The 14,747-nt window shown below is 44.2% G+C and carries 10 protein-coding genes; 2 read left to right on the top strand and 8 right to left on the bottom strand.

The annotated features are described in order from the left end of the window. Window positions 1-164 precede the first annotated feature (164 nt). Entirely contained in the window at window positions 165-473 is a 309-nt protein-coding gene (locus tag P5G49_RS05095) for a metal-sulfur cluster assembly factor (protein ID WP_301242403.1), read from the bottom strand. A 51-nt stretch (window positions 474-524) separates the two neighbouring features. Beyond that, a complete protein-coding gene (locus P5G49_RS05090) occupies window positions 525-1,286 on the bottom strand; it encodes a prolyl oligopeptidase family serine peptidase (RefSeq protein WP_301242402.1) in 762 nt (253 codons plus the stop codon). A gap of 172 nt (window positions 1,287-1,458) precedes the next feature. Here P5G49_RS05090 and P5G49_RS05085 point away from each other — a divergent pair, with 172 nt between their 5' ends. Together P5G49_RS05085 and P5G49_RS05080 are read left to right on the top strand one after the other, a co-directional pair. Beyond that, window positions 1,459-2,277, top strand: coding sequence for a Cof-type HAD-IIB family hydrolase (locus P5G49_RS05085; RefSeq protein ID WP_301242401.1), 819 nt, complete (start codon window positions 1,459-1,461; stop codon window positions 2,275-2,277). A gap of 21 nt (window positions 2,278-2,298) precedes the next feature. Then, window positions 2,299-3,150 (top strand): DegV family protein, encoded by an 852-nt coding sequence (locus tag P5G49_RS05080; protein WP_301242400.1) that lies wholly within the window; start codon window positions 2,299-2,301, stop codon window positions 3,148-3,150. A gap of 68 nt (window positions 3,151-3,218) precedes the next feature. On the opposite strand, the gene P5G49_RS05075 is transcribed toward P5G49_RS05080, so the two are convergent. From P5G49_RS05075 to addB, 6 genes are all read right to left on the bottom strand, one after another. Continuing rightward, window positions 3,219-4,670 (bottom strand): alpha-amylase family glycosyl hydrolase, encoded by a 1,452-nt coding sequence (locus tag P5G49_RS05075; RefSeq protein ID WP_301242399.1) that lies wholly within the window; start codon window positions 4,668-4,670, stop codon window positions 3,219-3,221. Between the two features lie 189 nt (window positions 4,671-4,859). Then, entirely contained in the window at window positions 4,860-5,234 is a 375-nt protein-coding gene (locus tag P5G49_RS05070) for a YisL family protein (protein WP_301242398.1), read from the bottom strand. 73 nt (window positions 5,235-5,307) lie between these two features. Next, the gene (locus tag P5G49_RS05065; RefSeq protein WP_301242397.1) at window positions 5,308-6,207 is read right to left on the bottom strand and encodes a fumarylacetoacetate hydrolase family protein; all 900 of its coding nucleotides are present in this window, start codon (window positions 6,205-6,207) and stop codon (window positions 5,308-5,310) included. Between the two features lie 85 nt (window positions 6,208-6,292). Continuing rightward, window positions 6,293-7,486: a DUF418 domain-containing protein gene (locus P5G49_RS05060; protein WP_301242396.1), complete on the bottom strand. Its 1,194-nt coding sequence runs from the start codon at window positions 7,484-7,486 to the stop codon at window positions 6,293-6,295. Then, window positions 7,483-11,196, bottom strand: coding sequence for a helicase-exonuclease AddAB subunit AddA (gene addA, locus P5G49_RS05055; RefSeq protein ID WP_301242395.1), 3,714 nt, complete (start codon window positions 11,194-11,196; stop codon window positions 7,483-7,485). Before addA ends, P5G49_RS05060 begins: the two co-directional genes overlap by 4 nt. Continuing rightward, window positions 11,180-14,671, bottom strand: a complete 3,492-nt coding sequence (gene addB / locus P5G49_RS05050) for a helicase-exonuclease AddAB subunit AddB (RefSeq protein ID WP_301242394.1) — start codon at window positions 14,669-14,671, stop codon at window positions 11,180-11,182. The genes addA and addB overlap by 17 nt, the downstream gene beginning before the upstream one ends. Between the last annotated feature and the right edge of the window lie 76 nt (window positions 14,672-14,747).

Below are 14,747 nucleotides of genomic sequence, written 5' to 3'. Positions count from 1 at the left end.
ACTATCTTTGATTAATTAAATTATAAACTGTTTTCACACCCAAGTAAAGTGTGGTGCACTTCCTTTTTTATATTCGTACCCTACTGATAACACATGAAACAAAGCGATAGTTTCAATAAAAAAAGACTGCCGACAAAAGTCAGACAGCCTTCCTTTCCGTTCTATTATCGTACGCCCAACGCCATTTTGGCGTAACGGGACATTTTATCACGAGACCAGGGTGGATTCCAGATGATGTTGACGTCAACGTCCTTCACTTCCGGTAGTTCCATGAGTTCCTGTTTAATATTCGCGACGATCTGCGGTCCCATCGGACAACCCATTGATGTCAATGTCATTGTCACTTTAGCAGTACCTTCGTCGTCCAACTCCACATCATAGACGAGTCCTAAATTGACAATATCAATGCCAAGCTCGGGATCGATCACATTTTCAAGAGCACCCATCAAACTGCCCTTCATATCATCATTCATTGTAAATTCCCCTTTCCTTACTAGGATACCTTCATCATATCAAAGATTGACCTACTCATTCAAATAACTTGCGAACCAATCCGCCGCTCGCAACATGCCAGATCTGGAAACGGCATGTCCTGCAGTGGGGTCAGCCATGAATTCGAACCGTTCAGGCAAATCCTGATAATCCTTTTTTGCTGCTTTGAAGAAGTTATATGTTGGTTCAAATGGAACTGTTGTATCCTGTTGCCCATGCCAAAAGAAAACAGGTCGCCGATTAAGTTTTTGCCTTTGCTTGGTCATATCGAATAGAGAAAGTGTGTCAATCAAAGACTTTCTTTCTTCATCGGAGATCGGCAATTTAAAACCTCTATTTTCAAACTGGGCAATTTGAGCTTTCGCAAGTTCTACATAGCCTGGCGCGCCCATCATGACCACAGCCGTGTCAATCCATGGATACGCCGTCATGCATCCAAGGGTCGTAATACCGCCCATCGATGTCCCGCCCATCCCAATTTTAGGGACACCTCTTTCAACCAATTCTTTGTGAAGGATACCCATTTCTTCAATTGATGTTAGGACGATTTCCCAAAATCGCAAGCTTAACTGGACTTCATCCAGACCTTCATCGCGAACGCCATGAAGATGTGCCTCCGGCAATAAAACACGAAACCCCTTCTTCGCGATATTATATGCATAATGCAGATTATGCTCTTTGGCACTGGTGAATCCGTGCAAGAAAATTACTGCGGGAATGTTGCTATCTTCCACTGTTTCGTCCACAATATGCAGTAATGGTATATTGCTCCATTTCTCTTCTCTTACAATCATTCAAACACCTTCTGTATCTTTTCCTAAATCGTACCAAAGTTTTTGTAGAAAAACAAAAACTACGGTCATGCAACGGAATCTTTTGACTCACCACTGCTACTAACGATAAACTGAAAAAAAGGGTATAAGACAAGATAGATAGCGTATTCTTTTCAAAAAGGGGGCGAAGCAATTGAAACCACATTTAATCGTCCTTGACCTGGACGGGACATTGCTGACTGACGAAAAAATCATATCGGAAAAAACGGCAAATACATTAAAACAAGCTGAAGAACAAGGGCACCAAATAATGATTGCGACGGGGCGTCCATATCGCGCAAGTGCAATGTACTACCGCGAATTAGGTCTAAAAACACCAATCGTCAACTTTAACGGTGCATTCGTCCATAATCCGACCGACCGCTCATGGAAAACAATCCATGAAACGATTTCACTTCCTGTCGTCAAAGATGTTGTTGATGCAATGCAGGATTTCCGTCTTCAAAATATCGTTGCTGAAGTTATGGATGATGTGTACTTGCAATATCACGACACAAAACTTTTGGACATATTCAGTTTTGGCGATCCAGTCATCAAGGAGGGTGATATAAGGACTATTTTGGAAGTCGATCCAACAAGTCTACTCATCCAAGCGGAACCTGATTCGGTCGACCCGATACGAAGACACTTAGCTGAAGTACATGCCGAAGTAATTGACCATAGGAACTGGGGAGCACCGTGGGATGTGATTGAAATCGTGCGCCATGGGTTGAATAAAGCCGTCGGCATCTCACATGTTTCCAATTGGCTCGGAATTCCACGTGAGCGGATCATCGCTTTCGGAGACGAAGACAATGATTTGGAAATGATCGATTACGCCGGTGTCGGCGTTGCAATGGGCAATGGGATCGACCGCTTAAAATCCATCGCGGATGAAGTGACACTTACAAATAACGAAGACGGTATCGCGGAAGTTTTGAAAGAACGGTTATTATTAAAAAATAAAATATAAAAAGAACACAGGGGGTCCCAAATGAGAATTTTTGCTGATAGTGGTTCAGATTTACCAAAATCTTTTTTTGATGAAAATGATGTAACCTTGATTCCATTAAGTGTTTTGATCGATGACAAAGAGTATGACGATGTCATTGAAATCGATTCAAAAGAGGTTTTCGATGCAATCCGCAATGGAAAACATCCAAAAACATCGCAAGCATCACCAGAAGCGCTTCTATCCTTCTGGAAGGACCTTTCAAAATCTGATGAAGAAGGCTTATATATTGCTTTTTCCTCTGAACTGTCAGGTACGTACAACACTGCCGTTATGATGAAAGATCAAGTGAAAGAATGGAATCCGAATTTCAATTTAATCATTATTGATTCCCGTTGTGCGTCGCTTGGACACGGTTTATTAGTGAAAGAAGCCGTCAGACTTCGTGATGCAGGTGATGATATCCGGACAATCGAGCGAAAAATCCGTAGTATGGCTGCCCGTATGGAGCATCTTTTCACGGTTGAGGATCTTGATTATTTGGCGAAGGGCGGTCGCGTTTCCAGGACAAGCGCATTCATCGGTGGGTTATTGAACATCAAACCTTTACTGCATGTGGAAAGTGGCAAGCTTGTACCTATCGAGAAGCACCGTGGTCGTAAAAAAGTGTTCCGTCGTATTTTAGAGTTAATGGAAGAGCGCGGAAACGAATTGTCCGAACAAACAATTGCAATCAGCCACGGCGATGATGAGGCTACTGCACTTGAAGTGAAGGCGATGATCGAAGAGAAGTTTAAACCGAAAAACATAGAAGTCCAAATGATTGGTTCCGTTATTGGGTCACATGCCGGACCAGGGACAATCGCAGTTTTCTTTTTGAGCAAACTAAATTAACGCTTTTAAAAATGCCTTTTCAAACTCGGGCTGAACCGAGTTATGAAAAGGCATTTTAAATGGCAGTATCAAGCTTTTTTACTTTCCGATTTTCTTCTTGCTCGTCCCTTTTTAATGACAAGGAACAGGAATCCAAGGAAAATTACGTAGACAAGAATCGACGCAATTAGGTAAGGGGTGTTGAACCCTTTATCATCATCAGCGATATATACTTCCGCAAGTTCCCTATCCAGAACGACACGGAATACGCCGTCGTCAGATTCGCGGATAAGATCGCCGTCCAATACTCCGCGGAGCTTCTTCTTTTCGCCAATCATGTTTGACGGAATTTCGAAGTTAGCCGTTTTAGACGTGTTGTTTACAGCAATTATCCACGTTTCGTCTTTCGAAGATCTTTTGTATACGATGAATCCATCTTCATTGTGAAGCATTTCAAATTCACCATTTCGGAGCGTTTCTGATTTATTGCGCAATATATTAAGGTTACCGATTAATTCCTTAAATTCCATATCGGTTTTAAAATTGAATAACGGATGGCTTTCAGGCGCTTCTTTTCCGTTTACCGCGATTTCCGTACCATACGTCATAAGTGGAACTCCCGGCAGCGTAAATAACGCAGTTGCTGCCACTTTCCATCGGGTAGGCGGGAACATCCTTGCCTCCACCATATCATACGTTAGACGGGGTCCCGTTAAATCATCAAATTGAATCAATCTACCCTCATCATTGTCCTTAAAAACATCTATCGGAGCTGAATCCGGATCCACCTTCATAAATGTCTGACGTAGCGCCTCCATCTTATGTTCACTTGGAGTGGAGTCAAAATTCGCACCACTATCTTCATTTGTCAGTACATACGAACCTTCACGAGCATCGTGGATAGCCGCTATCATTTCATTCAAATAAGCGTCATCGAATCCATCCAATTGTGTAAGTCGAATTCCATCCAAATCATATGTAGTAATAAAACCGACTACAGCAGCGATCAAGTCCTCCCGAACCTTTGAATCTGCGGGATCCCAATTGACTGTACCATCCGCTGAATGCGTAAATTTATGCGTACGATTTTTGGTCCACTCATGATCTGCACTTACCTTGCTAAGCGGAAAATCCGCAATCACTTTCATTTTCTGTTTATGAATTTCCTTTACCAAATCCGTAAGTTCGTCATCCGTCCCGAAATGCGGATCCAACTCGGAGTATGAAAGTGCTTTGTTCCCATCATATGACTCGCTTTTAAATACTGGTCCAATAGAAATCATTGTAAAGCCCATCTCGATGATATGTTGCAAGCGGCCCTCTATTCCGACAAAGTCCCCACCATGGAACGCATAATCATCATGAATATCAACATCCAAATCATTCTTGCGATCACCGTTATTATAACGATCTACCAATAGATCATATATGCTTTCATCATTGATGTTTCGTTCTGCCTTTGCAGAAACACCCACCGGCATAACCGTTGATATGAACAAAAGGAAAATGGCAATAAAGCCCATAATACGTTTTCTTTTCACAAAAAAGCCTCCCTACCGAGCTATCTCTTGCCATTTTATCAAAACAGCACGCTCCCCGCCATGTAATGAATAGAAAAATGACTTACTGCCGGGAAAATGAGTCTAATTTGTGAATGGGCGAAGTGACAGTCTACCAATTAAAAAACCCGCTGGCATCATTCGCCAGCGGGCCCTACTTTCATTTCACTATTAAAAGAATTCAAAGCCCATCGGCAATTTGAAGCCAAGGAACATTGTTGCGAGTAGAAAAACGAAGAACAATACCCAAAACATTGTTACAGATTTCCCTTTTGCGGAACGGACCAATACCATTTCCATCATCCCGATTGTCACTAAACCAAGAAGGAATTTGATACCGTATTCGGCACCTCTGCCGTAATCCATTCCTTTGATGAAAAGCGCTACGCCCGAAATTATGATCAGCACATAAAATAGGCGTGCAATCATATGCGTAATTTTCTTGCCTTTCGTCCCGTTAGCCATTACAGCTGCAACGAGAAAAACGATTATCCCAACGACCCATGTAAAAATATGAAAATGGGTTGTATCTGACAAAAAGCCCAAACTGTTCACCTCATCTTGTATAATTCCTATTTATCCTATCATAGAATGGCCTACCAATAGTAGAAAAATGGTCTCACACGAAACGGTTAACGAGCGTTCCAATACCTTCTATGGAAATCTTCACTGTATCCCCAGCCTTCAAGAACTTCGGTGGATTCAGTCCTTTTCCGACTCCTGCAGGTGTACCGGTCAAAATGACATCTCCCGGCTCAAGCATTACATATTTTGAGATTTCGGCAATCAATTCATCTATTTTGAAAATCATATCTGCAGTATTCCCATTTTGGCGCACTTCATCATTCACCTTAGTCGCTATTGAAAGCTGATGAGGATTCGGAATTTCGTCCTTCGTCACAATATATGGACCCATTGGACAAGTGCCGTTCAAGCTTTTCCCAAGGAAGAACTGTTTATGGCCATATTGTACATCGCGTGCCGTCACATCGTTTGCAATCGTATAGCCGAAAACATGGTCATAAGCAAGTTGCTTCGGGATTTTGCTCCCTTTTTTACCGATTACAACAGCCAATTCACCTTCATAATCCAAGCTATCCGTGAGATCCGCATGAGCTAAAAGGTTTTGTTCATCTGCAGCAATCGAAGTCGGCGATTTTGTGAAAATCATCAGTTTTTCAGGTGGTGTTTCAGCACCCATCTCCGCCGCATGTTCGGCATAGTTGCGTCCAACACAAAGTATATTTTTAGGCGTTCGTGGTACCGGGGCAAGCCATTCAATCTCCGTAAAAGCATATTTGAATTGTTCCGGATTCTCACTATTCCGAGCCTGTTCGGCGAGTTTCCTCACCTTTTCAACAAACTCCAAACCTCCTGCAATTCCTTCGATGATTGTTGAAGGGAAATCCTTTTCACCGAATGCCTCGGCAATTGATTTCACATCCCAGACCGCTTCCTCTTTTTTCACTTTCGGACCGAATAATGTTCTTCCTTCAAACCGGAACGATAAAAGTTTCATGTACAAGCCCATCCTTCCTCATAATTTGGATAAAACTTAATTTAATCAATTATATAAGCGCTCTTCGCCCATACATCCACTAATTCTACAAAACTTTCCCGTTCTCCTCTTTTTTCGGCATATTTCTTCCATATATCCCTTTGCGCCAAATCCATTCAAATGGCCCCATTCTGAACTTCATAAGCCATAGTTCGGCAAAAATCACTTGAATCGCAAAAATACCTACAGCTATCAATGTCCCGGTTGCCAAATCCACTTTCCCGTATAGTCCAAATCCGTAACTGTAAAAGATAAGTGTCGCAATAACAGATTGCATCAGGTACGTTGTCAACGACATTCTGCCCGCTTTTGAAACCGGCCGGAAAATGGTTATGAAAATAGGCAATTGACATAAGAGGATGATGACACATGCGTATCCAATAGCCAATATCGGACCACCAATAAGTTGCTGTATCAATGTATTGTAGTACGTATGCGTGTTGTCAATATACGGCCATGCTTTAATGAAAATCCCGAGCGCAAGACTTAAAATAGCAACGATGGCTATTCGCCCTTTCCATTCAGAGGCTCGTTCAAATAACTTCATTTTAGAGAAAGCAGAGCCTATCATGATTAACGGCAGAATCATGAATACACCCATGAATGAGCCTGTCAGACCGAATAATATCCATTCAGAAATCCTGAACACGAATGCTTCACCGTATGTCCCATGTCCATAGGCAGTGATGGCCCTTTCAATCTGCTGGATATCAGAAAAACCTTCCATCAGTTGGTTCGGGTCAAACATTGTTATTACATAGATTAGCCCTATAAATAATAAAGAAGGAATCAAATAAACCAATGACGCAATCCAAAGAAGCCACTTCTTAGGAATTCGAACGGCTGCAATCATGATGAAGCCCATTATTGCGTACGTGAATAGAACATCTCCCGACCAGATGAATAACGCATGAATCAGGCCGAAACCCATAAGAATGGCAAGACGTCTCGCCATAATAGGGGCAAAATTCACGCCGTTCGCGTTTGCCTTTTCATATTGCATATTCAAGCCATAACCGAACATCATCGCGAATATAGGATAAAAACTTGTTTCAATGAAAATATTAATAAGCTTGTATGACTCTTCATCGCCTGGCGTCCCAAAATAGGTCAATGCGTCAATGTAGAAATATGGCGAATGGAAACTTAGCATATTCGCGATGAGAATCCCAAGAAGCGCAAAGCCCCTTAGCATATCTAAAGAATCAATTCTGTTGCCAATCGTTGGTGAGACTTTCAAACCGATTCCTCCTGAACTTGTACAATCCTCTCCCCGTCAAACAAATAAAGGACCATTTCTTTTATTTTTATTTTAACAATTGACTCGACAGCCTTCTTATATAGATTTAACTGAATGCCGTAGCGCTTCTGCATTTCATCACTGATTTCGTCACCCGTCTGGAAGATCCCACGGATTCGATCCGTCTTATAGTCTAAAAGAACCCAACCATCTTCTTCTTCGAATAAACAATCAGCAATCCCTTGTAAAATCTGATAATCCCCGTCTTTTCCGTCAAAGGCATACGTAAATGGGACTTCCCGAAGAATTCGCTTTGACTCTGATAATCGCTTGAATAGTTGAGTTTCAAAAAACCGGACAATACTCTTCACGTTAACAGCATTTGCCTCGTCATGAGTGAGCAGTTGACGAGTCGTCAACTCTTCGATAAATCCTTCAATTTCCTGTGTTGTATGGGACTTCGTCAAATCGATATGCTGCATGACCGTATGCATGGCAGTTCCGATTTCTGCTCCCGACAATGCCCTTGTTTGCATGAACGAAGGTCGGGCATGCAAATATGGTGTGCTTGCTTCATCGTCCTTCGTTGCAAAGAAATCATTGAATTCGTCTTCTCTCTCAAGCAGCGACACCCTTTTCAGCTCACTAACCGTCTGTTTAGATCGCTTCGAAACGGATGACATGTACGGATAGACAAAATCGAATCTCCGGTTCACTTCGGAGGACCAGTCCGCTTCATCTGCCGCATCGACAGGAACCGGTTCCTGTCTGTCTTCAGTTTCATCCGATTCCACCTGAGAATCAATATATGAAGAAGCCGGATATGCGGAAATCTCCCACTTGGAAGAGTCAGACATTAAACTTCCACCATACATAACACCGAACTTCTCGAAATCCGAATGTCTCGCAATTGCAGGTCCGATCCAGTCCAAATACCCGTTTGCCCGGGATCTTGTATATTCCGGCAACATTGTACCGGACTCCAATAACTGAGCATCCTGCCATTTGCCGATTCTTCTTTCAATATCCTTGACAGATGCAATGATTTCAAGATGCTCCTTCGCCCGCGTCATCGCCACATAGAGCACGCGCATCTCCTCGGCTCGCATCTCAAGTTCCTTCTTCTCTTTCATTGCAAGAAATGGCAGAGATGTATACGTAATGCGAAGATCGGGATCTATTGCCTTGACTGCAAGACCGAAATGCTGATCGAATAAATACGGTTCATTGAAATCCATCTTATTGAACTGCCTGCCAGCTCCCGCTATGAATACATATGGGAACTCCAGCCCTTTCGATGAATGGATTGTCATGATTCTGACGACATCCTCCGTATCGCTGACATAACGAGCCGCGCCAAGATCATCCCCACGCTTCTGCATCCTGTCGATGAAACGTAAAAAGCGGAATAGACCACGGAATGACGTCTTTTCATAATCGATTGCACGGTCATGCAATGCCCGTAAGTTTGCTTGACGTTGTTTTCCATTTGGCATTGCACCGACAATTTCATAATAGTGGGTATCCGAAAACACTTGCCATATTAGCTCTGCCAATGAACCCCGACGAGCCTGATTGCGCCAGTCTTCGAACATCAGGAAAAAGCGTTGCAGCTTCATTTGTGTTTCAGGAGCTATACCTGTCCCACCGATTGCCATAAACAGTTTCAATGCTTCATAGAACGGCTTGTTTTTTGCGACAAGACGGACTTGGGATAGTTCATTTTCCGTCATGCCTATAAATGGAGCCCGAAGCACGGAAGCAAGCGGAATATCCTGATAAGGATTATCGATGACACGCAATGTATTAAGCATGATCATCACTTCGATCGCGTCGAAATATCCATGTGACAATTCAGCGTAAATCGGAATGCCCGCAAGCTTAAATTCCTCAGCAATCTCCCCCGACCAACTCATCGATCGCATCAAGATAACGATATCCCTATATTCAAGAGGGCGCCGCTTATCCGTGAATGCATCCGTAACTTCAGCACCCGAAGCCATAAGCTCTTTGATTCTTTTGATCATATACCTTGCTTCCACCTGCGAACTTTTCAGGCTTTGTCCAGTCAGTTCGGTTGCTTCCATGTCGACATCATCCTCTTCATCCTCATAAAGCAAGGTCAATGCCGCAGCGGACTCTTTTTCCGGATAACGCGCACCATATTTCAGTGCAGCCGCATCATCATAATCTACTTCACCGACACGTTTGCCCATCACTTGTGAGAAGATGAAATTCGTTGCATCCAATACTTCTTTCCGACTTCTGAAGTTCGCGTTCAAATCGATTTTAAGCCCTTTTTCTCCATCATTCGACGTAAATCGACTATATTTCCCAAGAAATAACCCTGGCTCCGCCAACCGGAAACGGTAAATCGACTGCTTCACATCTCCAACCATGAATAAATTCCCATCTTCTTCGCTACCACGTTTCACCAATTGGATAATCGCTTCCTGCAACAAATTGACGTCCTGATATTCATCAACAAGAACTTCTGCAAATCGATCCAAATAATCAGCTGCAATATCCGAAGGTACCAGTTCACCGTCTACTTCTCTCGCAAGAATTTGCAAGGCAAAATGCTCCAAATCCGAGAAGTCAACAAGTCCCCTATCCATTTTGACGCGACTATAACGTTCCCCGAAATCTATGACCAACCCGACAAGTGTATGCATTGCAGGGGCCATTAGACGAATTTCATCCAACAGACGTGCGGGAGTACGCGCAAAATAGGATTCTTTCAATGAATTTATGATTTTCTTCACAGAATCCCTAATTACTTTTGCTCGTTTCGCCAACTCTTCATCACATGTGTTTTTCCTAATTGTTCCCGCTTTGACCCAAGTCAATGTTCCGAAGAAGGAATACGTTTCCTCCCAAGTCCCTTCTTCGATACGCCGCTTCGCCTCCCTGATCCATTGCAAATCAGCTTCCGCAGTCGCGGCAAGCGGCTCGGGACCTTCAGGCATCAATGCAATTCGCTTCATGTCCTCAGTCAGCGCAATCGCTTCTTCAAGCGTATGACGGATTGCGGTTTTCAACGGGCCGACAAAATCCAATTCATCAATCGTGATGTCTTCCCCGATCTCATATTGCATCGGAATCATCCGGAGCCATCTTTCAGGCGATGGATGAACCCTTGAATAATCGTAGAGCTTGTCGATTAGCTTCTCAATTGACTGGTCGTTACGGTCTGAAGTGAAGCTATCTGCAAGACGGTACATCGCTTCGGGATTTTCCGCATTATAGGCATCTTCAAGCACATCCCCGATCGTATCATCGCGTAGCAACGCTGCTTCCGTGCTATCCGCAATACGAAATCCTGGGTCGATGTCAAGAAGATAGGCATACTGTTTTACGACATTTAGACAGAAGGAGTGCAATGTGGAAATTTGGGCTTTATTCAAAAGGTTCAATTGCCTGCGCAGATGGATTGAATCCGGGTTAACGGTAATCGCTTCTTCAAGTGCCTCAGCCATCCGGTGGCGCATCTCAGCCGCAGCAGCATTCGTGAACGTGACGACAAGCAATTCATCGACATCGATCGGATTGCTCGTGCTCAACACCTTTTCAATCATCCGTGTAATCAACACTTTCGTCTTTCCTGAACCGGCTGCCGCCGATACAAGGATGTCTTTGCCTGTCGCCCATATCGCCTTCCACTGGGCATCTGTAAACGTCACATCTGCCGGTTTAACTGGAATGTCCATTATCCATCACATCCTTCCTCATTTTCTCAAGAGATTCCTCAGGTTTCATATCTTCATACTGGCGATACAGTTGCTCCGGATTAGTCGGGTCGAACTGACAAACCGATCGATACGAACAATATTGGCAAGGCATCTTGTCCTTCAGTTTATACGGATAAACTCGTGTATCTCCCGCAAGCATCCCGTCCCCAGCCTGCTGATGGCGGTATCTGACAAACTTCCTTACGACTTGCAGGTCATCCGAAGTCAGCACCCTTGAAGTCTTTGAAAATGTCCCATCCGTTTTCAAAGCGGCCGGGATGACGGACGACGTTTTACCTAACTGCGCATCCATTCCCATGACAACTTCCGTGTCATCCAACAGATAGCCTCGCATTTTATAAGACTTTATTATTTCCTGCTCAACCAAATCCTCGGTCAACTCTAACTCTGTCCTGATCATCGGATTATGAACATGTACGTATAATACGCCTGCCGGATCCGCCTTGAAGCCAATCCATTCCTCCGCATGTTCAACCGCGACATCCAAATACGTCAACATCTGCAAGGAAACACCATAATAGACATCCGTTAAATCCAATTGCTTTGCAGAAGATTTATAGTCGACAATCCTTAAGTAATTCTTTCCATCAATTTCTGTTGCATCCACACGGTCTATCCTTCCGCGGAGATTCATTTTATTGCCACGACGAAGCGGGATTTCAAGCGGCGGCAACTGTTCACCTGGTCCGAACGCAGCCTCTATAGCGACCGGTCGGAAAACGCTTTTCGTCGCCTGCTTGCCAAGTGCGTAAATTGTCCGCGTAAGGATATGCGTCAATTTCCGGCGGATATAGTGATAGCGGCTCGTTGACAGCAGAATACGATTGAAAAACATCGGTGTGATGAATTCCATCGCATCCCTCGACAGTTGCCAGCATTGTTCCTTGGATAATTCTGTCCATGACTTCCCTGTCCGGTTCATTTCATCCGAAATCCATTTTAACGCAGCGTGGAACAGATCCCCGATTGACGGAGCTTCCAATGTATATTCCATCCGTTCCTGCAATCCTAAGCCGTATGAGGCGAAATGCTGGAACGGGCAGCTGTAATATGATTCCACCCTGGAAACGCTTGAAACGAATGATTTTCCATACAGACCTTCCGTGATTTCTGGTGCAAGCCGTTCTGTCTCGTTGCGGCTAATCGTTGGTTTCGTTATATGTTCAAGCACGGATGACCATAACGGATCATCCTCGTAATAGGTAAGGACAGCCTGCCATTCAGCCTCAAGCTGTCCCGTTTGCTTGGCTTCCTTCACTTTCATCGAAACGTACGGCAATGCTGTTCTTGGATGAATGATGTAGTCGATCTGCTCGTCCTTATTTATCAGCTCAGATGGATCCGACACGGCTAACTGTAAACCGATGTTAGGCAGCAACTGCCCAATCCGCTGAATGTAAAGGGACGGCAAGAGCGACTTCCCTTCCTCGTCTGCAATCGGATAAGAGACGAAAAGCTTCTCCCTCGCAGACGTAAATGCCCTGTACGCCATATACGATTCATCCATTAGCTTCATTTTGGAGGATGGCGCAAGCTCAAGGCCACTCTTCGAAAACCATTCCCGGTCCGAATCTGAAAGAATCCCTTCCGCGTCAACTCGCTGTGGAAGGACGCCATCATTTACGCCGATGATGAACCCCACTTCGATATCCATCAAACTCGCAAGCTCAATGGTCGTCACAGTCACTTGATCGAGAGATGGTGGAATCCGAGTGAATTCGAGCGTATCAAACCCTTCATCCAAAATCCGCGCTACCTCTTTCAAGTCCATGTCCTTATCTCCAAACATGAGAACGAACTGATCAAGGACATTGATCCATGAATTCCATGCCTGCTCATGCTCTGTCGCATTCAACAACCTGCCGGCACGCTCCTCATCCGCCCTTAAATCGATGATTTTATCGAATACATGCAAGGATTCCATGAATGAAAACATTGCACTTGCAAAATCACGTCCATTCTTAGCCCGCTTTAAAGCAGCTTCAAAGGTATTCAACGGATCACGGATCAAATCCCTGATCGTATGCAACTCTCGTTCTTGCTGCAATTCCTCATCGGTCTGCACAGTCGTATGCAATTCCAGTCCACGGTACCGTTTCACCTTCCAGCGGATTTCATCCATCCACCGCTTCCCGTAGATTCCGTTCGCAATCACATAGTTTTCAAGACGATCCGCACGTTCACGCCAAATCAGCTTATCTTCCTTATGCGGAAAGAACAAATCTGTCTTCACAGCCCGGAAAATGGATTCATATGACCAGCCTGATGTCACAGCCTCCAAAACGGAACGAGAAAATTCGATCAGAGGATGGTGAAGCATCGGCTTTTTCCTACTAATGAACACAGGAATATCGTATTGCGAAAAAATCGTTTCGATTAATTCATCATACTTTTCCGGTTGTCTGTACAAAATCGAAATTCCTTTATAACGTCCGCCTCTCATCACTTGCTCACGGATTTTCCTTGCCACAGCATGGATTTCCGCCCGGCGATCCATCGCCTCAATTAATGTTACTGCACCCTCGGACGGTCTTTCCTTCGGTGGATAAAGATCAAATTCCCTTTCGAAATGACGAAGTTCCTCATTCTTAAATCGTAGGGCCTGTCCAAGGTGGATTCCCTCTTCGATATCCACCGATTCATTGCGCGCAATTTCCCTTAGTCTCAACGATGTCCGTACAGGATTGAAGAACAGTTCATGATCCGCATGCCCGGATAGATCCGATTCCATCGGAAGCACGACAGTCACACGATTTCCGTACTTCAGTAATTCCGTTAGTATTTCATACTCCCGTGCAGTGAAACTCTCAAAACCATCTATATAAATGTCCGCGCCATTCACCAGGTCCGAATGCTTAATTTGCGAAGTCAATAAAGCAAGATGCCCTTCACTATCCACATACGAGGTGCCAAGTCGCTCCTCTATTTTCGTAAGAAGCAGCGTTAGATCACTGACCTTGTCCTGCAACGTTCGCGGTGCATTTTTAGTGGACAATTCCTGTTGCAATCCATTTAACGCTTCATGATCCAAACAGTACCTGCTGAATTCTTTCATTAGATCACCGATTTTTTCAGTGAATCCTCTTTTATTGGCCGCCTGCCGGAATAATTTCAACTCGTCACGATTCTCTTCAAGCACACTCCGCACAAGCATCCGATACCCGAAGCCATCGACCTCCTTGCGCGTAATGCCACCCGTTTCCTGCAGAACCCGCCACGCAAGCCGCTTGAATGTCGACACTTGCGCCCGGATAATCCCGTTCAAACCGAAGTTTACCGACAAACTATGTTCCATCGAATACGACATCTGATCCGGAACAATCAAAATGATTGCAGCTCCAAGCGGATCCCGTTCAAGCTCAGCCGCAATCTCCCGTTCTATCAACGTCGTCTTCCCAGTCCCGGCTCTACCGGTTACAAAACGCAACGTCATCGTCCACCCCTCCAATCAAAATAAAAATCCCTATCTTCCTTCCTTTCATTGTACCGAAAGATAAGGAGGACAGGAA

This window comes from Sporosarcina highlanderae (genome assembly GCF_030433715.1).
In the GTDB taxonomy this organism is placed as follows: domain Bacteria; phylum Bacillota; class Bacilli; order Bacillales_A; family Planococcaceae; genus Sporosarcina; species Sporosarcina highlanderae.
The sequence above is the reverse complement of the archived record's forward strand: the minus strand, read 5'-3'. Positions and strand labels throughout refer to the sequence as shown.